Here is a 21,652-nt window from a genome sequence, read left to right on the forward strand (position 1 = left end):
GCTGGCTGCGCCGGGAGCCACGGAGCCGCTGGGACCACCTGTGACAGCTGCCGCTGTTGTGAATAGCGTGACGTGTCGGGCGAAACTCGTCAAGTGGCAGGCCCGGCGGCGGCCCGCCGAGAACCGCTGGGCCAGTACAAGATCACTGGTCGACGATGTCGGCGGCCAGCCAGCGCCCGTCGACCTTGCGCATCCGCAGCACCACCGGGCCCGCGACGCTCTGCTGCGCGACACCGTCCTTGGTGGCGCTGACCACCAGGTTCACCAGCAACTCGGCGCGGTCCTCGGTGAGCATCGTCACCCCGACCGGTTCCGGCTTGGCATCGGCGCTGGTCTGCGCCTGTTTGATGGCCTCGATGGTGGTGCCGGCGAACTTGTCCAGGTCCTCGGCCATCTTGTCGGTGACCACCTGGCGAACCTTGTCCTGGTAGCCGTCGATGTCGGCGATGTCGTAGCCGTAGATCGTGCGCAGCGCGTTGTCGGCGGCGGCGCGCACCTCCTCGGTGGCCGCGCCGTCGACGAAGGCGGCGTTCGAGTCGTTCACCCCCGGCCGCAGCGCGGCCACCGCGGCGAACGCGGCCAGCACGGCGGCGGCCACCACCGCGGCCGCGACCGTCGTCCAGCTCGCCCCGAACCGTTGCCGGGACGGGGTGGGCTCGGTTCGCGCTGCCGCCGACTTGTCCAACCGGACGGCCGCCGGGCGGCTCGCCGGCTCCTGTCCGCGGGTGGTGCGCCGCCGGGTGGGCCGGACCCGGGCGGGGCGACCGGCTGCCTGCTCCGACGCGCCGCGGGCGGGCGGGGTGCCCGCGCTCCGGCGACCGGTATCGGCGGAACGGCGGGCGGCGTCGGTGTCCGGGGTGGGGCGGCCGCGCGGGTCCGACGCCCGACGCCGGGTGGCGTCCGAGCCGGAGTCGGCGGCGGGCTTGCGCTTGGGGGTGACGCGGTTGACCGGCCTGCGCTCGTTCATCGGTTCCCCTCCTGCGCGGGTTCGGTCGGCGCCGGTTGCCCGGGCTCATCGGCGCCGGGCTGATCCTGCGCGCCGGGCTGATCCTGCGGGCCGGGGCCGCTGAGCAGCACCGGCTGACTCAGCGAGGCGACCTGCTCGGCCTTCCACACCTCGCCGTCCTTGGCCATCGACAGGCTCCAGGTGTAGCGGTAGTCGGAGGGGGCCCGGTCCGGCTTGGTCTCGGTCACCTGGAGCACGACCAGGGCGGTGGCGTGGTCGCGTTCGCCGGTGAGTTCGGTCAGCGCCGCACCCAGCACCTTGGCCGACATCCCCACCCCGGCCTGGGTCGCCATCTGCTCGGACTGCGCGCGGTTCTTCTCCGCCGATTCGAGGATCGCCCCGGTCATCGAGGAGCGGGCCAGCGCCAGCGAGCCCGGAACGTCGTCGATGTTCATCGAGGTCATGTTGATCGCGGCCTGCCGGGCGGCGTCGAGGGCGCTGTCGCGGGCATCGGCCCGCGCGCCGTCGACGAACGCCGCGCGGGCCCAGCCGACGCCGAACCAGAGGGCGGCGGCGAGCGCGGCGACGAGCGCCGCCACCGCCAGGGCCGTCACCAGGGCGGGCGGGCGGGTGGCGCCGTCGTCCGGGGCGCGCTCCTGCTCCGCGCCGTCCGCCGCCTGCGCCTCCGTCGGCGGCGCGGCCACCTCGGCGGGCTGCGGCGCGGCGTCCTCGGGCGTGACCGGTTCCTTGGACTGCTCACTCACGAGGGGACACCCTAACGTCGTCGCTGCCGGTCACCGCTTCGGCGTGACCCCGAGCAGGGTCGCCAGCTGCACGGCCACCGGGTTCAGGTTCAGCTTGTCCGGATCGGTCTTGGGCTTGCCGTCCCACGGTTGCGGGACGCTCGGGTCGGCGAGTTCGGCCCGCTCACCGCCGCGTACGGCGGTCGGATTACCGAACGGCACGGTGCATTTCGCGTCCTTGTTGAACGGGAACTCGTCGCGGGTGTCGTCGAAGTCGGGGTCGGCCGCCTTCATCTCCTCCAGGATGCGCTGCGTCCCCTCGTAGCCTACGGTGCAGGCGGGCGGGTTGTTCACCTCGAGCACCAGGCCGAAGTGGCTGGTCCCGTCGCCGGGCGCGGTCGCCGAGGCGCCCAGCGACAGCTGCGGCAGCATCTGCAGCAGGGGGCGCAGGGCGTAGAACTTCGGCGAGATCTCCTTCAGCAGTGTGCGCAGGTGGGTGAGGTCCTCGGTGAGCGCGCCGCCGCTCTCGGCGAGCAGCGCGTCGAGCTGCGCGCCCGCGTCGGTGCCGGTGCCGATGAGCCTGCGCACCGCGGGATCGCTGGCCTTCAGTTGCAGCGTCAGCCGGTCCAGCCCGTCGCTGAAACGGCGGATCGCCTCGCCCTGCTCGGCCTGCGTCGCCAGCGCCAGCCGACCGTCGCGGATGAGCTGGATGGTCTGCGGCAGCGTGTCGTGGAAGGTCGCGGTGAACTCGTTGAGCGAGCGGAGGAACACCTGCAGGTCCTCGCCCTTGCCGTCGAGGGCCTTGCCGAGCTCGGTGACGGTGGTGTTGAGCGCGGCCAGGTCCACCGTGCGGGTGAACTCGTCCACGCTGGCGACCAGCTGCTCGACCGCGACGGGTGTGGTCGCGCCGTCGATGACCGAGCCCTCCCGCAGGTAGGGCGCACCGTCGCTGTCGGGCTGGAGATCGAGGTACTGCTCGCCGATGGCCGAGCGGTTGGCCACCACGGCCTTGGCCGAGGCCGGGATCTTCGGCGCCCCGTTGTCGATGTCGAGGATCATGCGCACGCCGTCGTCGGTGAGGGCGAGGTCGCCGACCCGGCCGACCGGCACGCCGCGGTAGGTCACCTCCGCGCCCTTGTACAGGCCGCCGGTCTGCTGGGCGGTGACCTCCACGCGGTACTGGCCGAAGCCGAGCATGTGGTCGACCCGGATGTACTTCCCGCCGACGAACAGCACGCCCACCACCGCGAGCACGACGAAGATCACCAGCTGTACGCGCACCAGCCTGCTCATCGCGGCGCACCCCCTTCGGTCGCGGGCGGCCGCACCCCGAACTGTTCGAGGATCGGGCCGAGCGGATCGGGCAGCGCGGGCGCGCCGGGCAGCGGCACCGCGGCCATCGTCGGCGGCAGCGGCAGCAGCGAGACCGTCGGCCAGCCGGGCCGCGGGCCGTTGCCGTTGTAGTACGGGTTGCTCGGATCGACGTTCACCGGCGGGCCGTAGGGCGGCGGCATGTACACCGGGTCGCCCTTGCCGACGCCGAGGTTGCTCAACGTGGTGCCGATCTGCAGGTCCACCGACAGCCAGGTGTTGACCTGCCCGCCGAAGGTGCTCTCCAGTGCCGCGTCGGGGAACGGATAGGTCGGCACCAGCGGCAGCGCGGTGACCAGGTCCGGCGCGGACCGGGCGAGTTCCTGCAGGGTCGGGCGCAGCGCGCTCAGGTCGCGGATCAGGTCGTCCTTGGCGGTGTCGAGCACGTCGAACCCGGCCTGCCCGACCCGGTCGAGCTGGGTGAGCAGCGAGATCAGCTGCGGCCGTTGCTCTTCCAGGATCCGGATACCCTCGGGCAGTTCGTCGATGATCTTGGCGATCTGCTCGGTCTGTCCGCTCACCCGGCTGCTGAGCGTCGCCAGTCCGTCGATGGCGCGGGTGATGTCCTCGACCTGTTCGTTCAATCCGCCGATGAGTGTGTTCGCCTGTTCGAGCAGCGAGCGGGTGCGCTCCTCGCGGCCGCCGAGCGCCTTGTTCACCTCGGTGATGATCGGCTGCAACTGCGCGACCCCGCCGCCGTTGAGCAGCAGCGACATCGCGCCGAGCACCTGCTCGACCTCGGTGGCGTGCCTGGTGCGCTCGACCGGGATGACCGCCCCGTCGCCCAGCCGCGCCGAGCCGGCGTCGCCCTCCGGCGGCGCGGACAGTTCGATGAACTTCTCACCGAGCAGATTCGACTGGCGCACCTCGGCCCTGGCATCGGCGGGCAGGTCGACCGACCCGTTGACGATGGTGCGCACAGTGGCGGTCCAGCCGTCCTCGGCCAGGCCGATCTCCTCGACCCGGCCCACCGGCACGCCCTCCACCTTCACCGCCGACTGCGGCACCAGGTCGAGCACGTCGTCGAAGCGGATGTCGATGCGGATGGGGTGCTCCCCCAGGTCCGCGCCACCGGGCAGCGGCACGCTGTAGATGCCGTCGGCCGAGCACGAACCGACCAGCGCGGCGGTCGCGGCGATCGCGACGGCGGCGAGCATCCTCGTGGCGGGCAAGCGCATACGCATCACCGGTCTCCCTGCTCGGAGGGCGGCAGCTGATCCGAGGGCGTGCCGGGCACGGTGCCGGGCACCGGCGCCCGCTGCTGGTTCTCACCGCTGAGGATGCCGAACGGCAGGATCAGCGTGGGCGTCTGCACACCGGCGGTGATCTGGTCGGTGATCTCCTTGCAGTGGTCGAGCACCGGCCGCATCTGCCTGCCCAGCGCCTCGAAGCGCGGATCGCCCGGCATGAGTTTGCCGAGGTCGAGCATCTTGCACACGATGCCGAAGGGGTCCTGCAGATCGGTGAGGTTGGGGCGCATGTCGAGCGTGCCCGATTCGGCGTTGTGGATGTTGATCAGGTTGCTCAGCGCGACCGGCAGCACCGGCAGCGCGGCGGCGAGGTCGTCGCTCTGCTCGGCGAGGGTCCGGGTGAGGGTGGTCAGCGCGGTGGCGTTCTGCTCGACGAGCGCGCGATTGTCGTCGACGAAGCGGGCCACATCGCCCAGCGCCACCGAGAGCAGTTGCAGCGCCTCGCCGAGATTCTGGCGTTCGTCGGCCAGGAAGCTCGCCAGGTCGGCCAGTTGCGCGTTGAACTGGCGCACCTGGGCATCGTTGGTGGCCAGCATGCTCACGAAGGTCTGCAGGTGCTTGACCGTCTCGAAGATGTCGCCGCGCGCCTCGGACAGGTACCTGGCCGCGCCGGAGAGCTGGGTGATGCTCTCGGCCAGCGCCGCACCGTTGCCGGCGAGGTTGGCCGCCGAGGTGCGCACCAGCTCGTTGACCGCGCCTTCCCGGTTGGCGCCGTCGGGGCCGAGCGCCTCGGACAGTTCGGTGATGCTGTTGTAGAGCTGATCCACCTCGACCGGCGTGACGGTGCGCTCGCGCGGAATGGTGCCGTTGCGGTCCATCTTCGGCCCGCCGGTGTAGACCGGGGTGAGCTGGATGTAGCGGTCGGCGACCACCGACGGCGTGATCTGCGCGGCCTGCGCGTCGGCGGGCACGTCGTAGTCGCCGTCCACCGCCAGCACGACCTTCACCTGATCGCCCTGCGGCTCCACCGATTCCACCGAGCCCACCGGCACACCGAGGATCCGCACGTCCGAACCCTCGTAGATGCCGACCGAACGGTCGAAGTAGGCGGTGATCCTGGTGGTGGTCCAGCGGTCGAGGCCCCACCACAGCACACCGGCGGCCACCACGGCGACCGCGACCACCAGCGCGATCGCGACCCGCGCGCCGCGCCTGCCCTGCACTCCGGCGGCCACGTCAGTTACCTCCCAGTTCACGGACCGGATCGCGGTAGCCCGGGATGTCCGGCAGACCGGGCGGTACCAGGTTGACGATCACCGCGTCGAACCAGCGCCCGGTACCGAGCACGTTGGCGTAGAGGCCGTAGAACGGCGCGGCCAGCTCCAGGGTCTTGGAGATGTTGGCCTGGTTGTCGTTGAGCATCTCGATCGCGCCGCGCAGGTTGGTCAGTGCCGGACCGATCTGGGCCTCGTTGTCGGCCACCAGCGCGCTCAGCTCGGCGGCCACCGTCCTGGCGCCGGTGAGCAGCTGGTGGATCGCCTGCTGCCGGATGTTGAGCTCGGTGAGCAGCTGACCGCCGTTGGCGAGCAGCCGCTCGAACTCGGCGTTGCGCTCGGCCAGTACCTCGGTGGTCTGCCGGGTCGCGGAGAACAGTCGCTTCAGTTCCTCGTCGCGCTTGGCCAGCGTCTCCGAGAGCCGGGCGATGCCGTCGATGGAGCCGCGGATCTCCGGCGGCGTGGTCTCGAACGCCTCCGAGAGCACCCGCATGCTGGTGGCCAGCTGGGCCGTGTCGATCTGGTCGATGGTCTTGGCCGCGTCGGAGAAGGCGTCGATCACGTCGTAGGGAGAAACCGTGCGCGAGAGCGGGATCCGGGTGCCGGGGTCGAGCGGCTCGGAACCCCGCGGGTCCAGCGCCAGGTACTTCTGCCCCAGCACGGTCTTGATCTGGATGGAGGCCGTGGTCTCGTTGCCGATCCAGGTGTCGCTGGTGCGGAAGTCCACCAGCACGCGGTCGCCGGCCAGGCGCACGTCGGCGACCGAACCCACCTTCACGCCCGCGACGCGGACCTCGTTGCCCTTCTTCAACCCGGCCGCCTCGGAGAACTCGGCGGTGTACTTCACCCCGGCGCCGATGAAGGGCAGCCGGTCGACGAAGAACGCCGACATCGTCACCAGCAGCACCAGCACCAGGCCGAGCACGCCGAGGAACGCCGGACTGCGGCGGCCGAGCAGGATGCGGTCGTCCATCAGCGGGCCCTCCCCTCGCAGCGCGGCGCGGCGTTGGTGTAGATCGGCTGGTTCACCGTCGGCATGTTCGCGGGCAGATTCAGCTGCGGTGCGTCGGCGACACCGGGACCGACCACGATGTCGATACCGCACAGGTAGAACTGGAACCACGAGCCGTAACTGGCCGCGCGCCCGAGCTTCTCCATCTTCAGCGGCAGATTCGCCAGCGCCTCGTTCACCTCGCCGGAGCGGCTGTTCAGTTCGCCGGTCAGCTGGGACAGGCCCGCGATCGAGCCCTGCAGCGTGGGACGGGTCGGCACGAGCAGATCCGCGGTGGCCTCGGCCAGATTGCCCAGCGAACTCACCGAACGCCCGATCGTGTCCCGCTCGGCGGCCAGCCCCGACACCAGTGCCTCGGTGTTGACGATGAGCTGGTCGAACTGGTCGTCGCGCTGGTTCACCGCCTCCAGCACCGCGGTCAGATTGCGCACCAGTTCACCGATCACGGCGTCCTTGTCGGCGATCTTGTTGGTGAGGCTCGCGGTGCTCACCACGAGGTCGTGGATCGTGCCCTGCTCACCCTGGAAGACCTGGATGATCTCGTAGGACAGCTTGTTCACGTCCTCGGCGGTCAGCGTGCGGAACAACGGCCGGAAACCGTTGAACAACGTGGTCAGGTTCAGCGCGGGCCGGGTGCGCTCGAGCGGGATGGTCGCGCCCTCGTTGAGCTTGCGGCCCTGCTCGCCCGCGCCCTGCTCCAGCGCGATGTAGCGCTGGCCGACCAGGTTGCGGTAGCGGATGGTCGCGGTGGTGGACGCGGGCAGCCAGTCCCGGTCGGTGAGCTCGAATTTCACCTCGGCCAGGCGCTTGTCCACGATCGCCACGTCGGTCACCTTGCCGACCCGCACACCCGCGATGCGCACCTCGTCGCCGGGGTTGAGCGCGGTGACGTCGGTGAACCTGGCCTTGAACTCGGTGCCGCCACCGGTGTAGTTGGCGATCGAGAGCGCGAGCACGGTGGTGACGAACAGGGTCACCGCCACGAACACGGCCAGCTTGGTCAGCGGCCCGCCCAGGCCGCGCAACGTCTCCTTCATCGCAGGCTCACCTCGCTGCCGCGGAACGCGGGCGCACCGACCCTGGTCAGCCAGCCCGGTACCGCGTCGGGGGAAACACCGTGCGCCGCACCGTAGATCGCGCCGAGCGACTGCTGTTCGCCCGGCGAGCCGGCCAGCGTCGGCACCTGCGCCGGGTACACCCCGAACTGCGGCGGCGCGAGCTTGCCGGTGTCCTGGTCACCCGGGTAGCGGGTGGGCGGCTGGTACGAGCCGTCGTTGCCGGAGCCGCCGGTGTACTGGCCGGGGTCGACACCGAGCGGGTACTCGGCCAGGCACCACGGGCCGCGGGTGTCCAGCCAGCGCGGCTCGTCCTGGTTGGGCAGGTAGCGGCCACGGGTGTTGGTCAGCTCGATGGTGACCCGGGAGCCGGGCCGGTCGGTCCCCTTGCCGAAGATCTCGTCGATCCGGGGCTTCATCTTCGCGAAATTGGCCATGGCACAGGCGTAGGTCGGCGAGTAGGTGGCCAGCAGTTCCAGTGCGGGCCGCGAGTCGGCGGCCACGTCGATGATGTTGTCGCGGTTGGCCGCCAGGAAGTCGGCGGTGCGGGTCGAGGCGGGAGTCAGCGTCGCGTACAGGGCGTCGATGTCGGAGCGCCGCTGCACGATGGTGGCATTGGTGGTGCGCAGGTTGTCCAGCGCGGTCACCAGCTGCGGGGCGGCGTCGGAGTAGATCGCGGCGGTTTCGGCGAAGCTGCGCAGCCCCTCCTGCAACTCCGGCAGCACGCCGTTGACGTCGCGGAAGATGGTGTCGAGCTTGTCGATGCTCTCGCCGAGCATCGCGCCCTGCCCGGCCAGCGCCTGCGACAGCGCGCCGAGGGTGGCGGCCAGGTCCTGCGGCGGGATCGCCTGCAGCAGCGGGAGCAGGTCGTCGAGCAGCTTGCTGATCTCGATCGCGTTGCCGCTGCGGTCCTGATGCAGGGTCACCCCGTCGCGCAGCCGCTGCGGGCTCGGGTCCGCCGGGATCACCAGGTCGACGTAGCGCTCGCCGAACAGGGTCTTGGGCAACAGTCGCGCGGTGGCATTGGCCGGGATCTGCTCGGCCTTGTCGGGGTCGATGGCCAGCTGCAACACCACGTCGCCGTCGCCCGCGCGGCTGGAGCGGACCTCGCCGACGGTCACCCCGCGCACCTTCACATCGGCGTTGCGGGTCAGCGCGTTGCCCACGCTGTCGGTGATCAGCTCGACCTCGACCGAACGGGTGAACTGCTTGTTGTAGATCGCGACGGTCGTCCACAGGAACAGCGCCACGACCACGAAGAAGACCAGTCCGAGCACGCGCACGCGCAGCTTCTCGGTGGCCCGCCAGGTCTGCCTCATGCGCTCACCCCGCCACCCGGACCGTGGTCGTCGTGCCCCAGATGGCCAGCGACAGGAAGAAATCCAGCACGTTGACCAGCACGATCGCCGCGCGCACCGCCCGGCCGACCGCGACGCCGACGCCCGCGGGGCCGCCGGTGGCGGTGAAGCCGTAGTAGCAGTGCACCAGGATGATCACGAACGCGAACACCAGCACCTTGAGGAACGAATAGAGCACGTCCTCCGGTGGCAGGAACAGGCTGAAGTAGTGGTCGTAGGACCCGCTGGACTGGCCGTTGAACCAGATGCTGATCGAGCGCGAGGCGAAGTACGCGCCGAGCAGGCCGACGATGTAGAGCGGGATCACCGCGAGGAAGCCCGCGATCACCCGGGTGGTCACCAGGAACGGCACCCCGGGCACCGCCATCACCTCGAGCGCGTCGATCTCCTCGGAGATCCGCATCGCGCCCAGTTGCGCGGTGAACCCGCAGCCGACCGTGGCCGAGAGCGCCAATGCCGCCACCAGCGGGGCGATCTCGCGGGTGTTGATGTAGGCGGTGAGGAAGCCGGTGAGCACCGAGCTGCCGATCGCGTCGAGCGCCTTGAAGCCCTGCAGGCCGACCACGACGCCGACCGAACCGGACATGAAGACGATGACGCCGATGGTGCCGCCGATCACCGCGAGCGCGCCGGAACCGAAGGTCACCTCGGCCAGCAGCCGCATGACCTCCTTGCGGTAATGCACCGCCGCGCGGGGGATCCAGGCGATCGCGCGGGCGTAGAACGACATCTGCTCGCCCGCGCGGTCCACCACGTTCAGCGGTGCACGCGCGATCTCACCGGCCCGGCGGACGGTCTTGGCGAGGGCCGGGTTGCGATAGGTGGTTGCCATCGATCAGGAACCCTTGGCCGGGACGACCTGCAGGTACACCAACGTCAAGATCAGATTGACGAAGAAGAGCACCAGGAACGTGATCACCACGGACTGGTTCACTGCGTCACCGACTCCTTTCGGACCCCCCTTGGGATGCAACCCCTTGTAGGCCGCGATGACCCCCGCCAGCAGCCCGAAGATGGCCGCCTTGATCTCCCCGATCCACAGGTCGGGCAGTTGGGCCAGCGCGGAGAACGAGGACAGGTACGCGCCCGGGGTGCCGCCTTGCAGCAGCACGTTGAAGAAGTAGCCGCCGGCGATGCCGACCACCGACACCAGGCCGTTGAGCAGCACCGCGACCAGCGTCATGCCCAGCACCCGCGGCACGACCAGGCGGGCGATCGGGTCGACACCGAGCACCTCCATCGCGTCGATCTCCTCGCGGATGGTGCGCGAGCCGAGGTCCGCGGCCACCGCCGACCCGGCAGCGCCCGCGATGATCAGCGCGGTCACCACCGGCGCGGCCTGCTGCACGGTGGCGAGCACGCTGGTCGCGCCGGTGTAGGACTCCGCGCCGAGCTGCTTGATCAACGAGCCGGTCTGCAACGCCACCACCGCGCCGAACGGGATGGCCACCAGGGCACTGGGCAGGATGGAAACGCTCGCGATGAACCAGCTCTGCTCGATGAACTCACGCCACTGGAACGGGCGGCGGAACATCTTGCGCAGCACGTCCACGAACAGCGCGAACACGTTGCCCGCCTGCGCAAACCCCGACTCCAGCGGTGTGCGCAGACGCGCCAAAGTCGAATTCACGTGGCGTATGTTACCCGTTGGTCAGGTTCTGCGGCGCAGTGGTCTGGAACGCGTTTCCCCCGGAGTCGCCGGTGTAGGCGGGCAGTACCTGGGTGTCGTCGTTTTCGTTCAGCGATTCGCGGATGGCGGCCTGGGCGGCCGGTGGCAGGGTGTGCATGATCTCGCGCACCCGCGCCCGCCGCCGTTCCACCGCCTGCCGCACCGGCATGCCCGGCGTCGCCCGCATCTGCGGGATGATGCCCTCGACCTCCTCGGCACCGCCGTGATGATGACCGGCATCGACCATGGCCTGCTCGCGGGCCATCTGCGCCTCGTCCTTCTCCTCCGACATACCGATCGGACCGATCATGCGACCGTTGAGGAACTGCTTGACCACCGGCTCCTCCGAGGTCAACAACACCTCACGCGGACCGAACATCACCAACTGACGCCGGAACAACATCCCGATGTTGTCGGGCACCGTCCGCGCCAGGTTGATGTTGTGGGTCACGATCAGGATCGTCGCATCGATCTGGGCGTTGATATCGATCAACAACTGCGACAGATACGAGGTACGCACCGGATCCAGACCCGAGTCCGGCTCGTCGACCAGAATGATCTGCGGATCCAACACCAACGCCCGCGCCAACCCCGCCCGCTTGCGCATACCACCGGAGATCTCCCCCGGCAGCTTGCCCTCCGCACCCAACAGACCGGTCAGCTCGAGCTTCTCCATCACGATCTTGCGGATCTCGGACTCGCTCTTCTTGGTGTGCTCGCGCAACGGGAAGGCCACATTGTCGAACAAGTTCATCGACCCGAACAGCGCACCGTCCTGGAACAGCACACCGAACAACTTGCGGATCTCGTAGAGCTCCTTGTTCGAACACGTCGTGATATCGGTGTCACCGATGTAGATCGACCCACGCTCCGGCCGCAGCAACCCGATCAACGACTTCAAAAACACCGACTTACCCGTACCCGAGGGACCCAGCAGGGCGCTCACCTCACCAGCGGGCAGCGTCAGCGAAACATCCTGCCAAATACGCTGCGAACCGAAGGACTTCGTCACACCCTCGGTCCTGACCTCGACGCCCACGCAAACCTCCACAATTACTCGGCGAGCCCCCCACCGGGTGCACCGTGACGATCGGTGCGTCACGTCACAGTGGGTTCGGTCACTCTAACTCATCGATGAGACGGGCACACCCCTACCTGACCGAAGAGTAACCCGGTGTCTCGAACCGTTTCGCACCCCACCCCGGCACAGCCCCGGAAAATGCCGAACGGGCGGCCCCGAAATGGGACCGCCCGTTCGCGTAATTCGGTGGAATTACTTGACGGAGACCTTGGCGCCGGCCTCTTCCAGCTTCGCCTTGGCGGCGTCGGCGGCGTCCTTGGCGACCTTCTCCAGGATCGGCTTCGGGGCACCCTCGACCAGGTCCTTGGCTTCCTTCAGGCCCAGGCCGGAGACGATCTCGCGGACCACCTTGATGACCTGGATCTTCTTGTCGCCGGCACCCTCGAGGATGACGTCGAACTCGTCCTGCTCCTCGGCGGCCTCGGCCGGCGCAGCGGCGCCACCGGCGGCGGCGACGGCGACCGGGGCAGCCGCGGTGACCTCGAACTTCTCCTCGAACTTCTTCACGAAGTCCGACAGCTCGAGCAGGGTCATGTTGCCGAAGGTCTCGAGCAGTTCGTCAACGTTGGCCATTGTTGTTTCCTTTCGATTTAAAAGTATGGGGGTGGTGTTTAATGGCCGGAATTACTCCGCGCCGCCTTCGGCCCGCTTCTTCTCCTCGAGCGCGGCGGCCAGGCGGGCCACCTGCGACGCGGGAGCGTTGAACAGGCCTGCGGCCTTCGCCAGGTTGCCCTTCAGCGCGCCGGCCAGCTTGGCCAGCAGAACCTCGCGGGTCTCCAGGTCGGCGATCTGCTCCACCTCGGCGACGGACAGCGCGGCGCCGTCCATGTAGCCGCCCTTGATGATGAGCGCCTTGTTTTCCTTCGCGAAGGTCTTGAGCGCCTTGGCCGCGTTGACCGGCTCACCCTTGATGAAGGTGATCGCGGTGGGGCCGACGAACAGGTCGTCCAGACCCTCCACGCCCGCCTCGGCGGCGGCCCGCTTGACCAGGGTGTTCTTGGCGACGGAGTACGTGGCCTCGGCGCCGAGCGCACGCCGCAGCTCGGTGAGCTTGCCGACCGACAGGCCACGGTATTCCGTGACCACGGTGGCCGTCGAGCTCTTGAACTGCTCCGCGATCTCCGCGACCGCGGTGACCTTCTCAGCCTTTGCCATACTTCGCCTCCTCTCTGATGGTCGGTTCGTGTGTCCCCCTACCGAGCACCGCGCGAGAAAGCTCGTGAACAACACGAACGCCCCGGACGCAGAGCGTTCCGGGGCGCATCAGAAAGACCTACACGAGCGCATGCGCTCGAATGGGGCTCCCAGCCTCGGCTCTCCCTGCGTGGGCCGCCGGCGCGATGCCGGACCTTCGGCCGAACCCGTGCGGGATCGGCGACCAACGGTCTTCGGTAGAACGGATTGGGTAGCGATCGAACTTGTCGATAACTGTCGACCAGAGTAGCCGAAGCCGCCCCTATCTGCCAAAACGCCCCCTCCCCTGGCCGGCTCGCTGTGACCGACGACACTTCCACCGGCGCGATGTGAGCGATATTGCGACAGAAAGGTGTTACCTCGAGTGACACCTACATGGTTGGCTGCCGTTATGACCATCACCACAGTCGATCCACCAGTGCTGTTGGAGCGGCGTCATCGGCGCTTCCTCGCTCTCGCGGTGATCTGCCTGGCCGAACTCCTCGTCGTCCTGGACAACACCATCGTCAACGTGGCGCTGCCCTCCATCGGGGTGGAACTGGCCACCGGCGTCAGCGGCCTGCAATGGGTCGTCGACGCCTACACCCTCACCTTCGCGGGCCTGCTGTTGGCCTTCGGCAACCTCGGCGACCGTTACGGGCGCCGCCGGGTCATGCTGGTCGGCCTCGCGGGCGTGGCCGTCATGTCGATCGCCGGGGCCCTGTCGGACTCGATGACCACGGTGATCGCCGCGCGGGCCGCGATGGGCGTGTTCGCCGCCGCGGTCTTCCCCGCCACCCTGGCGTTGATCATCAACATCTTCACCGACCGCCGCGAGCGGGCGCTGGCCATCGCCGCGTGGACCGCCATGGCCGGATTCGCCATCGCCATCGGGCCGATCTCCGGCGGCTATCTGCTCGAACACTTCTCCTGGCATTCGGTCTTCTGGATCAACGTCCCGGTGGCCCTGCTCGCCCTGGTGGCGGCGTGGCTGCTGGTGCCCGAATCGCGAGCCGCGCAGGTGGGCAGGCTCGATCTGCCCGGCATCGCGCTGTCCATCGCGGGGATCACCCTGCTGGTGTGGGCCATCATCGAAGGACCGCACTACGGCTGGCTCTCGGTGACGACGCTGGGCACCGGCACCCTCGGGGTCGCCCTGCTCGCCGCGTTCGTGTGGTGGGAGGCGCGCACGGCCGCGCCGATCCTGGACATGCGCCTGTTCCGTATCCGCCGGTTCTCGCTGCCCGCCCTGGCCATCGCCACCGGGTACTTCTCGATGTTCGGCTTCCTGTTCCTGATCACCCAGTACTTCCAGGGCGTGCGCGAGTACACGCCGCTCGAATTCGGCATCGCCTCGCTGCCGTTCGCGTTCTCCGTGGCCATCGGAGCGCCGGTCGCCACGCTGCTCGCGCAGCGGCTCGGCACCACCGCGGTCGTCGTGTTCGGGCTCGTGCTGACCGCGGTGGGGCTCTACCTCGGCGGGCAGGTCACCGTCGACAGCGGCTACGTCACCGACGTGCTGCCCGCGATGGTGTCGATGGCGCTCGGCCTGGCCATCGTGCAGGGCCCGGCGACCGAATCGATCATGGCCTCGTTGCCGTTGGACGAGGCGGGCGCGGGTTCGGCGGTCAACGACACCACCCGCGAGGTGGGCGGCACGCTCGGTGTCGCGGTGCTCGGCTCGATCGTGGCCTCGTACTACACCACCCGGGTGTCGCCGCTGCTGGACCGGGTGCCGACGACCCTGATGAGCGAGGACCAGAAGAGCCTGGTGCGCGCGAGCCCGCTCAGCGTGCTCGAGATCCGCAAGCGGGAACTGCCCGCGTTCCTGGAATCCCAGCGCGAGAACCTCATCCTCGCCATGAAGACCGCGGCCCTGCAGGGCTCGCACGCCGCCTCGCTGGTCGCCGCGGGCGCGGTGCTGGTCTGCGCGGTGGTGGTCGCGATCTTCCTGCCGTGGCGGCCCGCGGGCGGTGACTCGGTCCTGCTCGCCTGGCGTGAGCGCGACGACGGCTGAACGGGCCCGGAAACGCCGTGAGGGTGGGAACGCTGCTCGCGTTCCCACCCTCACGGACGGCTTTCAGGGGCTACCTGGCGCTCACGCGTCCTCGTCGAGGAGGTTGCGGGTGCGGTTCGGGTCCACCGGGATGCCCGGTCCGGTGTTCGTCGAGACCGTCACCTTCTTGACGTAGCGGCCCTTGGCGGTCGACGGCTTGGCACGCAGGATCTCGTCCAGCGCGGCGCCGTAGTTCTCCACCAGCTTCGCCTCGTCGAAGGAGGCCTTGCCGATGACGAAGTGCAGGTTGGCCTGCTTGTCGACACGGAAGTTGATCTTGCCGCCCTTGATGTCGCTGACGGCCTTGGCCACGTCGGTGGTGACCGTGCCGGTCTTCGGGTTCGGCATCAGACCGCGCGGGCCCAGGACACGCGCGATGCGGCCGACCTTGGCCATCTGATCCGGGGTGGCGATGGCGGCGTCGAAGTCCAGCCAGCCGCCCTGGATGCGCTCGATCAGGTCCTCCGCGCCCACCGCGTCGGCGCCCGCCGCCTCGGCCTCGGCCGCCTTCTCACCGGCCGCGAACACGATGACGCGGGCGGTCTTACCGGTGCCGTGCGGCAGGTTCACGGTGCCGCGGACCATCTGGTCGGCCTTGCGGGGGTCCACACCCAGCCGCACCGCGACCTCGACGGTCGCGTCGGTCTTGGTGGTGGCGGTCTCCTTGGCCAGCCGCGCGGCGGCCAGCGGGGAGTAGAGCTTGGTGCGGTCGACCTTCTCGGCCGCGGCGAGGTACGCCTTGCTTCGTTTTGCCATGATTGTCTGTCCTTCGTGGTTCAGAAGTGGTTTGCCGGGTCTGGCCGACCCTCCCACCGAATTCCGGGCTTACGCCTCGACGGTGATACCCATCGAGCGCGCGGTGCCCGCGATGATCTTCGCGGCCTGGTCGATGTCGTTGGCGTTGAGATCTTCCATCTTGGTCTTGGCGATCTCGCGCACCTGGTCCATCGTGACCTTCGCGACCTTGTTGCGGTGCGGCTCGGCCGAGCCCTTCTGCACGCCGGCGGCCTTGAGCAGCAGCTTGGCGGCGGGGGGCGTCTTCAGCTTGAAGTCGAAGGTCCGGTCCTCGTACACCGAGATCTCGACCGGGATGACGTTGCCACGCTGCGACTCGGTCGCGGCGTTGTACGCCTTGCAGAACTCCATGATGTTGACGCCGTGCTGGCCGAGGGCGGGACCCACCGGCGGAGCCGGGTTCGCCTGGCCGGCCTGGATCTGAAGCTTGATGATCCCGGCGAGCTTCTTCTTCTTGGGGGGCATCTTTCTTTCCTAGGGTGTTGGTGTCCTTGCTCTTTGCAAGCCCTGGGGAATTCGAACCCGCGGCGCGGGCCGAATCATCCCGTCGCCGGTCCTGGGAACCGCGACGGAAGCAACTAGATCTTCGCGACCTGGGTGAAGGCCAGCTCGACCGGGGTCTCGCGTCCGAAGATCGAGACGAGCACCTTGAGCTTCTGCTGCTCGGCGTTCACCTCGGAGATGCTGGCGGGCAGGGTCGCGAACGGACCGTCCATCACCGTCACCGACTCGCCGACCTCGAAGTCGACCTCGATGGCCGGCTTCGGCGCGACATCGGTGCTGGTCTCGGTGCTCGCGGCAGCCGCGGCGGCGGGCGCCTTCTTCTGCTGCGAGGCGGGCACCAGGAACTTCACCACGTCGTCGATCGACAGCGGGGACGGCCGCGAGGTGGCGCCGACGAAACCGGTCACACCGGGGGTGTTGCGCACCGCGCCCCACGACTCGTCGTTGAGTTCCATCCGGACCAGGATGTAGCCGGGCAGCACCTTGCGGTTGACGTTCTTGCGCTGGCCGTTCTTGATCTCGGTGACCTCTTCGGTCGGCACCTCGACCTGGAAGATGTAGTCCTCGAGATCGAGGTTCTGCACGCGGGTCTCGAGGTTGGCCTTCACCTTGTTCTCGTACCCGGCGTAGGAGTGGATGACGTACCAGTCGCCGGGGGCGCGCCGCAGCGCGGCCTTCATCTCGGCGACCGGGTCGGCCGGCTCGGCGTCGACGGGGGCAGCGGGCGCGGATTCCTCGACCACAGACTCTTCGGCCACAGACTCTTCGACGGCCGCGGTGTCCTCCACCTCGTCGCGGGCGGGCTCGGCCACCGCGTCGTCGACCGGGAACTCGTCGTTGGTGTCGTTCTCCGGGGTGCTCACTGGGGCACTCGCTTCCTGTGTCGTCACGTACATCCTCTGCGTGCCGGGGCCGGGCGCGGCGGGAATGTTCCGCCGGTCCGCCCCGGGATCGGCTACCGGCGTCGGCGCCTTCCTCCCAACCGAACGGCCTCTAGCCGAACAGCCAGTTGACACCCTTGATGAACGCCAGATCCAACCCGCTGATGAACGCGACCATGAAGACCACGAACACCAGAACAACGCTCGTATAGGTGACCATCTGCTTCCGGTTCGGCCAGATCACCTTGCGCAGTTCCGCGATGACCTCACGCAGGAACTTGATCAGGCGCTTGAACGGATTGCCCGTTCCTTCGCGCGTGGCCTTGCCGGCAGTCTTTCCCGCCTTCTTCGACGGCCGGTCGATCGTGGCGACCGCGCCCGTGTCGGCCGAGGAGGACGAGACGGAGCGGGTCCGCCGAGCGGAACGCTTGCCGCTCGGCCGACTCACCGCGGCGGTGCCATCGCCGTCGTCGGCCGCATGCGCGCCGTGGCGAGTGTCCCGCTCGTCGCTCACGTCGATCCTCTCTCGTCGCTGGCATCAGGGCAGGGGCGACAGGACTTGAACCTGCAACCTGCGGTTTTGGAGACCGCTGCTCTGCCAGTTGAGCTACGCCCCTTCGGTTGGACTGCTGGAACCTCGTCCAACCACCGTTCGATATTCAGTTGTGCGTTCTTCGGTTGTTCCGGGGCACCGGCGCTGCTGCTGCACACAACACGCGCGCTGCTTCGGCGTTGCCGGCTCCCGCAGGAACCAGCCCCACAGAGCAGCGCGCAACGGCTGGTGACCCCAGAAACCCGAGTGTACGTTACCGACCGGCGCAATAGCCAATCAGGGCCACTCGTCCAGGTCAGGACAGCTGCACCGTCGCCGTGGCCCGGCCGAAGATCTTCTTGCCCGCCGACTTGGCGACGATCGCCACCACCGCGGTGCGGGTCTCGGGATCCATCGACTTCACCTTGCCGGTGTACTCGACCTCGGCCGCCGCGTCGGCGGGCACGAACACGGGGCTGGTGAAGCGCACGTTGTACTCCTTCACCGCGCCGGGGTCGCCCAGCCACGAGGTGACGAAGCCGCCGCCCAGGCCCATCGTGAGCATGCCGTGCGCGACCACGTCGTCGAGGCCGACGAGCTTGACCACCTCGTCGCTCCAGTGGATCGGGTTCGCGTCACCGGAGACACCGGCGTAGTTCACCAGGTCGCCACGGGTCAGCCGCACCACGCGCGTGGGCAGCTCGTCGCCGACCGAGACGCTGTCGAAGGCCAGGGCATGCTTGCTCGGCGTGACCTCGGGCACCGAGACCACCGGCGCGGACGCGGAGACGATCGGCGCCTCGGTGCGCGGGTGGTGATCCGGCTCCTCCGGGCCGATGCCGTGCATGAGCACGTTGTGCACCGCGTCGGTGAGATTCGGGTCGATGTCGGCGCCGCTGCGGCCCACCAGCGTGGTGTAGGTGGTGAGCACCAGCTCGTCGTTCTGGGCGGTGACGATGTTCTTGGTGACGATGATGTCGCCGCCGAACGCCTGCCGGAACGAGTGCAGGTACACATCACAGGTCAGCTGGTCGCCGACCTTGATCGGCCGGTGGAACTCCAGGATCTGGTCGGTCTGCATGATCTGGCTCAGGTCGTAGCCGGTGACGACCGTCTCGAACAGCTTGCGCTGGGCCAGGATCCCGACCAGGGAGATGAAGGTGAGCGGAGCCACCAGGCCGTCGTAGCCGTACTCCTGGGCGACGTCCTCGTCCCAGTGCACCGGGTGGTAGTCCTGGACGGCGCGGGCGTACTCGCGGACCTTCTCGCGGCCGACCTCGTAGTAGTCGTCGACGCGGTAGTGGTGGCCGACCATCGCCGCCGCGTGCGCCGCGGCGTCGAACTCCGCCTCGCTCGCCTGGACGGCTTCGTCTGTGCCGGTGTTCATTGTCACGGGAGGACTGTACCTATCTGACCCCCGGGCAGGGGGTCGGCCGGGGCGTACACCGAGGAGAGCCCACCGCAGATAGCGCTCAGGGCCGGACGATGTCGTCCGGCCCTGGCCATCACGCGGTGGATGTCACGCGTGCGAGAGATCAGCGGGATTCGCGATGCGCCCGGTGGGTGCCGCAGTTCGGGCAGAACTTCTTCAGCTCCAGCCGATCCGGGTCGTTACGCCGGTTCTTCTTCGTGATGTAGTTGCGGTGCTTGCACTGCTCGCAGGCCAAGGTGATCTTTGGCCGGACATCGGTGGACTTCGCGGCCACGACTATGCCTTCTTTCCGGTCGACCTGATTAATCAGTATGGGTAGCGATGGCCGGACTCGAACCGGCGACACAACGATTATGAGTCGTTTGCTCTACCGCCTGAGCTACACCGCCATTGCGCGGTCTTGCCAGCGGCGACGCCGCGGCGAGGTTGCCGAGTCGGACACCACCGGCAATCCGGCGAGCCCCCTAACGGAATCGAACCGTTGACCTTTTCCTTACCATGGAAACGCTCTGCCGACTGAGCTAAGGGGGCATGACTACATCCGCTCCGATGTCGCTCGCTCATCACTGACTCGCGACCCCGGGGCGGTGAAGCCTTGAACGAGATTACACACTGGCCGCCGAGACTTCCAAATTGGCTGGTCAGCGCGGGCTTTTCGGCGTCTCTGCCCGACTTCGCCGTCCGTCGGGGGTCCCTCTCGGCCGTTCGCGCACACCGCGGCGCCGAGCCGGTGGCAGACCGGCCGACCGCCCCAACGAAAACGAGCCCCACATGCGGTTCTCCGCATCTGAGGCTCGTTTTCGATATGGGTGGCAGGTGTAGGATTCGAACCTACGTAGGCTTTCACCGACAGATTTACAGTCTGCTCCCATTGGCCGCTCGGGCAACCTGCCGTTCACCGTTCGGGTGCGGAGAGCAGAATACAACGTACCCCCGTCCGAAATGCAAACCGGCTGGCAGGCGGCATGGCGGCGCGGCCACGCGCGGGCGAGGGGAGTAGAACTGTCCGGGTAGTGTGCCGACGTTGCCCGTGTCCGCGGCCCCGGTGGGCGGTGCGGACCCGTGAGCCGTCGGATCCGTGAGGAACAGGAGCGCAGTGTGGCCGATTCGTCTTTCGATGTCGTCAGCAAGGTCGACCGGCAGGAGGTCGACAACGCCCTGCATCAGGCGGAGAAGGAGCTGAACACCCGCTACGACTTCCGCGGCACCGGGGCGAAGATCGAATGGTCCGGCGAGGACAAGATCGTGCTGACGGCCGAGGCGGAGGAGCGCGTGAAGGCCGCGCTCGAGGTGTTCAAGGAGAAGCTCATCCGCCGCGACATCTCGCTGAAGGCGTTCGACGCCGGCGAGCCGGTCGCCTCCGGCAAGACCTACAAGATCACCGGCACCCTGGTGCAGGGCATCGACGCCGAGCACGCGAAGAAGATCAGCAAGAAGATCCGCGACGAGGGCCCCAAGGGCGTCAAGGCCCAGATCCAGGGCGACGAGCTGCGGGTGAGCAGCAAGAAGCGCGACGACCTACAGGCGGTCATCGCGCTGCTCAAGAGCGAGGACTTCGGGATCGCCCTGCAGTTCGTGAACTACCGGTAGCCGCCGGACCGCCCGCCCGCCATCTCCTCGAGCCGGGCGATCCGCTCGGCCATCGGCGGGTGCGTGGAGAACAGCCGGGCGGCCCGCTCGCCCGCGCGGAACGGATTGGCGATCATCAGGTGCGACTGCGCGGTCAGCTGCGGTTCCGGCGGCAGCGGCGCGGCCTGGGTGCCGCGTTCGAGCTTGCGCAGCGCGGAGGCGAGCGCGAGCGGGTCACCGGTGAGTTCGGCGCCGGAGCGGTCCGCCTCGTACTCCCGCGAGCGCGAGACCGCGAGCTTCACCAGGGTGGCGGCGATCGGGCCGAGCAACGAGACCAACAACACACCCAGCATGTTGGGGCCCTCGCCGTTGCCGCGGCCACCGAAGGCGCCGGCGAAGAACGCGAGATTCGCCAGGCCGGAGACCACGGCGGCCAGCGCGCCCGCGATCGAGGAGATCAGGATGTCGCGGTTGTAGACGTGCGAGAGCTCGTGCCCGAGCACGGCGCGCAGCTCACGCTCGTCGAGGATCTGCAGGATGCCGCTGGTGCAGCAGACCGCGGCGTGGCGCGGGTTACGCCCGGTGGCGAACGCGTTGGGCGCGTTCGTGGGGCTGATGTAGAGCCGCGGCATGGGCTGGCGCGCGGCGGTCGCGAGTTCCCGCACGATCCGGTACATCACCGGCGCCTCGAGTTCGCTGACCGGTAGCGCGTGCATCGCGCGCAGGGCGATGCGGTCGCTGTTGAAATAGGCCCACGCGTTCATCCCGACGGCCAGCAGGATCGCGACGACGAGAATCGTGGTGTTGCGGAACATGGCCCCGGCGAAGACGATCAACGCCGAGAGCCCGACCATCAGGCCGAACGTCTTGAGACCGTTCGCGTAACCGCGCCCGTGCATACGCCTCCCTGCCCACTCCCCCGTCCGTCGATCGTTGACATACCGACAACGAACCGGAAGTCACCGGAGTTCCGGGCGCCGACCCGGCTCAGGCTGTGCTGGCCGGCCCGAG

At 68.6% G+C, this 21,652-nt stretch carries 22 protein-coding genes and 4 tRNA genes; 2 read left to right on the forward strand and 24 right to left on the reverse strand.

Annotation, left to right across the window (positions count from 1 at the left end; translation table 11 throughout):
* Window positions 1-142 precede the first annotated feature (142 nt).
* From CRM89_RS19295 to rplJ, 13 genes are all read right to left on the reverse strand, one after another.
* A complete protein-coding gene (locus tag CRM89_RS19295; protein ID WP_098085467.1) occupies window positions 143-967 on the reverse strand; it encodes a hypothetical protein in 825 nt (274 codons plus the stop codon).
* On the reverse strand, window positions 964-1,710 hold the full coding sequence (locus CRM89_RS19300) for a hypothetical protein (protein WP_098085469.1): 747 nt from the start codon (window positions 1,708-1,710) through the stop codon (window positions 964-966). The genes CRM89_RS19295 and CRM89_RS19300 overlap by 4 nt, the downstream gene beginning before the upstream one ends.
* 30 nt (window positions 1,711-1,740) lie before the next feature.
* The gene (locus tag CRM89_RS19305; protein ID WP_011211636.1) at window positions 1,741-2,982 is read right to left on the reverse strand and encodes an MCE family protein; all 1,242 of its coding nucleotides are present in this window, start codon (window positions 2,980-2,982) and stop codon (window positions 1,741-1,743) included.
* Window positions 2,979-4,244, reverse strand: a complete 1,266-nt coding sequence (locus CRM89_RS19310) for an MCE family protein (RefSeq protein ID WP_011211637.1) — start codon at window positions 4,242-4,244, stop codon at window positions 2,979-2,981. The genes CRM89_RS19305 and CRM89_RS19310 overlap by 4 nt, the downstream gene beginning before the upstream one ends.
* The gene (locus CRM89_RS19315; protein WP_011211638.1) at window positions 4,244-5,485 is read right to left on the reverse strand and encodes an MCE family protein; all 1,242 of its coding nucleotides are present in this window, start codon (window positions 5,483-5,485) and stop codon (window positions 4,244-4,246) included. The genes CRM89_RS19310 and CRM89_RS19315 overlap by 1 nt, the downstream gene beginning before the upstream one ends.
* A gap of 1 nt (window position 5,486) precedes the next feature.
* On the reverse strand, window positions 5,487-6,497 hold the full coding sequence (locus CRM89_RS19320) for an MCE family protein (protein WP_011211639.1): 1,011 nt from the start codon (window positions 6,495-6,497) through the stop codon (window positions 5,487-5,489).
* Window positions 6,497-7,573 carry an MCE family protein gene (locus tag CRM89_RS19325; RefSeq protein ID WP_011211640.1) on the reverse strand — a complete coding sequence of 359 codons (1,077 nt, stop codon included), beginning with the start codon at window positions 7,571-7,573 and terminating at the stop codon, window positions 6,497-6,499. The genes CRM89_RS19320 and CRM89_RS19325 overlap by 1 nt, the downstream gene beginning before the upstream one ends.
* Window positions 7,570-8,910 carry an MCE family protein gene (locus CRM89_RS19330; RefSeq protein ID WP_060594269.1) on the reverse strand — a complete coding sequence of 447 codons (1,341 nt, stop codon included), beginning with the start codon at window positions 8,908-8,910 and terminating at the stop codon, window positions 7,570-7,572. Before CRM89_RS19330 ends, CRM89_RS19325 begins: the two co-directional genes overlap by 4 nt.
* Before the next feature lie 4 nt (window positions 8,911-8,914).
* A complete protein-coding gene (locus CRM89_RS19335; RefSeq protein ID WP_011211642.1) occupies window positions 8,915-9,781 on the reverse strand; it encodes an ABC transporter permease in 867 nt (288 codons plus the stop codon).
* A gap of 3 nt (window positions 9,782-9,784) precedes the next feature.
* Window positions 9,785-10,483, reverse strand: a complete 699-nt coding sequence (locus tag CRM89_RS19340; protein ID WP_228787894.1) for an ABC transporter permease — start codon at window positions 10,481-10,483, stop codon at window positions 9,785-9,787.
* Window positions 10,484-10,589: 106 nt separating this feature from the next.
* Complete coding sequence (locus tag CRM89_RS19345) at window positions 10,590-11,657, reverse strand: ABC transporter ATP-binding protein (protein ID WP_060594266.1); 1,068 nt, start codon at window positions 11,655-11,657, stop codon at window positions 10,590-10,592.
* Between the two features lie 234 nt (window positions 11,658-11,891).
* Window positions 11,892-12,272: a 50S ribosomal protein L7/L12 gene (rplL, locus tag CRM89_RS19350; protein WP_011211645.1), complete on the reverse strand. Its 381-nt coding sequence runs from the start codon at window positions 12,270-12,272 to the stop codon at window positions 11,892-11,894.
* A gap of 51 nt (window positions 12,273-12,323) precedes the next feature.
* Entirely contained in the window at window positions 12,324-12,854 is a 531-nt protein-coding gene (rplJ, locus tag CRM89_RS19355; RefSeq protein ID WP_011211646.1) for a 50S ribosomal protein L10, read from the reverse strand.
* Window positions 12,855-13,284: 430 nt separating this feature from the next.
* On the opposite strand from rplJ, the gene CRM89_RS19360 reads away from it, so the two are divergent.
* Window positions 13,285-14,889: an MFS transporter gene (locus CRM89_RS19360; protein WP_011211647.1), complete on the forward strand. Its 1,605-nt coding sequence runs from the start codon at window positions 13,285-13,287 to the stop codon at window positions 14,887-14,889.
* 81 nt (window positions 14,890-14,970) lie between these two features.
* Here CRM89_RS19360 and rplA read toward each other — a convergent pair whose 3' ends face one another.
* The 10 genes from rplA to CRM89_RS19410 all read right to left on the reverse strand — a co-directional run bounded on the left by rplA (window position 14,971) and on the right by CRM89_RS19410 (window position 19,965).
* The gene (rplA, locus tag CRM89_RS19365) at window positions 14,971-15,684 is read right to left on the reverse strand and encodes a 50S ribosomal protein L1 (protein ID WP_011211648.1); all 714 of its coding nucleotides are present in this window, start codon (window positions 15,682-15,684) and stop codon (window positions 14,971-14,973) included.
* 69 nt (window positions 15,685-15,753) lie between these two features.
* Window positions 15,754-16,188, reverse strand: coding sequence for a 50S ribosomal protein L11 (rplK, locus tag CRM89_RS19370; protein WP_011211649.1), 435 nt, complete (start codon window positions 16,186-16,188; stop codon window positions 15,754-15,756).
* A gap of 113 nt (window positions 16,189-16,301) precedes the next feature.
* Window positions 16,302-17,090, reverse strand: a complete 789-nt coding sequence (gene nusG / locus CRM89_RS19375; RefSeq protein ID WP_041560443.1) for a transcription termination/antitermination protein NusG — start codon at window positions 17,088-17,090, stop codon at window positions 16,302-16,304.
* A gap of 130 nt (window positions 17,091-17,220) precedes the next feature.
* On the reverse strand, window positions 17,221-17,622 hold the full coding sequence (gene secE, locus CRM89_RS19380) for a preprotein translocase subunit SecE (protein WP_011211651.1): 402 nt from the start codon (window positions 17,620-17,622) through the stop codon (window positions 17,221-17,223).
* 30 nt (window positions 17,623-17,652) lie between these two features.
* Window positions 17,653-17,725, reverse strand: a tRNA-Trp gene (locus CRM89_RS19385).
* 231 nt (window positions 17,726-17,956) lie between these two features.
* Window positions 17,957-19,027 (reverse strand): fused (3R)-hydroxyacyl-ACP dehydratase subunits HadA/HadB, encoded by a 1,071-nt coding sequence (locus CRM89_RS19390; protein WP_060594262.1) that lies wholly within the window; start codon window positions 19,025-19,027, stop codon window positions 17,957-17,959.
* 148 nt (window positions 19,028-19,175) lie between these two features.
* The gene (rpmG, locus tag CRM89_RS19395) at window positions 19,176-19,346 is read right to left on the reverse strand and encodes a 50S ribosomal protein L33 (RefSeq protein ID WP_011211653.1); all 171 of its coding nucleotides are present in this window, start codon (window positions 19,344-19,346) and stop codon (window positions 19,176-19,178) included.
* 42 nt (window positions 19,347-19,388) lie between these two features.
* Window positions 19,389-19,461, reverse strand: a tRNA-Met gene (locus tag CRM89_RS19400).
* Between the two features lie 69 nt (window positions 19,462-19,530).
* Window positions 19,531-19,603 (reverse strand) — tRNA-Thr (locus tag CRM89_RS19405).
* Between the two features lie 279 nt (window positions 19,604-19,882).
* Window positions 19,883-19,965 (reverse strand) — tRNA-Tyr (locus tag CRM89_RS19410).
* A 205-nt stretch (window positions 19,966-20,170) separates the two neighbouring features.
* Here CRM89_RS19410 and CRM89_RS19415 point away from each other — a divergent pair.
* A complete protein-coding gene (locus CRM89_RS19415; RefSeq protein ID WP_011211654.1) occupies window positions 20,171-20,662 on the forward strand; it encodes a YajQ family cyclic di-GMP-binding protein in 492 nt (163 codons plus the stop codon).
* On the opposite strand, the gene htpX is transcribed toward CRM89_RS19415, so the two are convergent.
* The gene (htpX, locus tag CRM89_RS19420) at window positions 20,653-21,540 is read right to left on the reverse strand and encodes a zinc metalloprotease HtpX (RefSeq protein ID WP_060594260.1); all 888 of its coding nucleotides are present in this window, start codon (window positions 21,538-21,540) and stop codon (window positions 20,653-20,655) included. The two genes, CRM89_RS19415 and htpX, sit on opposite strands and share 10 nt — an antisense overlap.
* Window positions 21,541-21,652: the final 112 nt, after the last annotated feature.

It is taken from the genome of Nocardia sp. FDAARGOS_372 (assembly GCF_002554515.1).
Lineage (GTDB): Bacteria > Actinomycetota > Actinomycetes > Mycobacteriales > Mycobacteriaceae > Nocardia > Nocardia farcinica.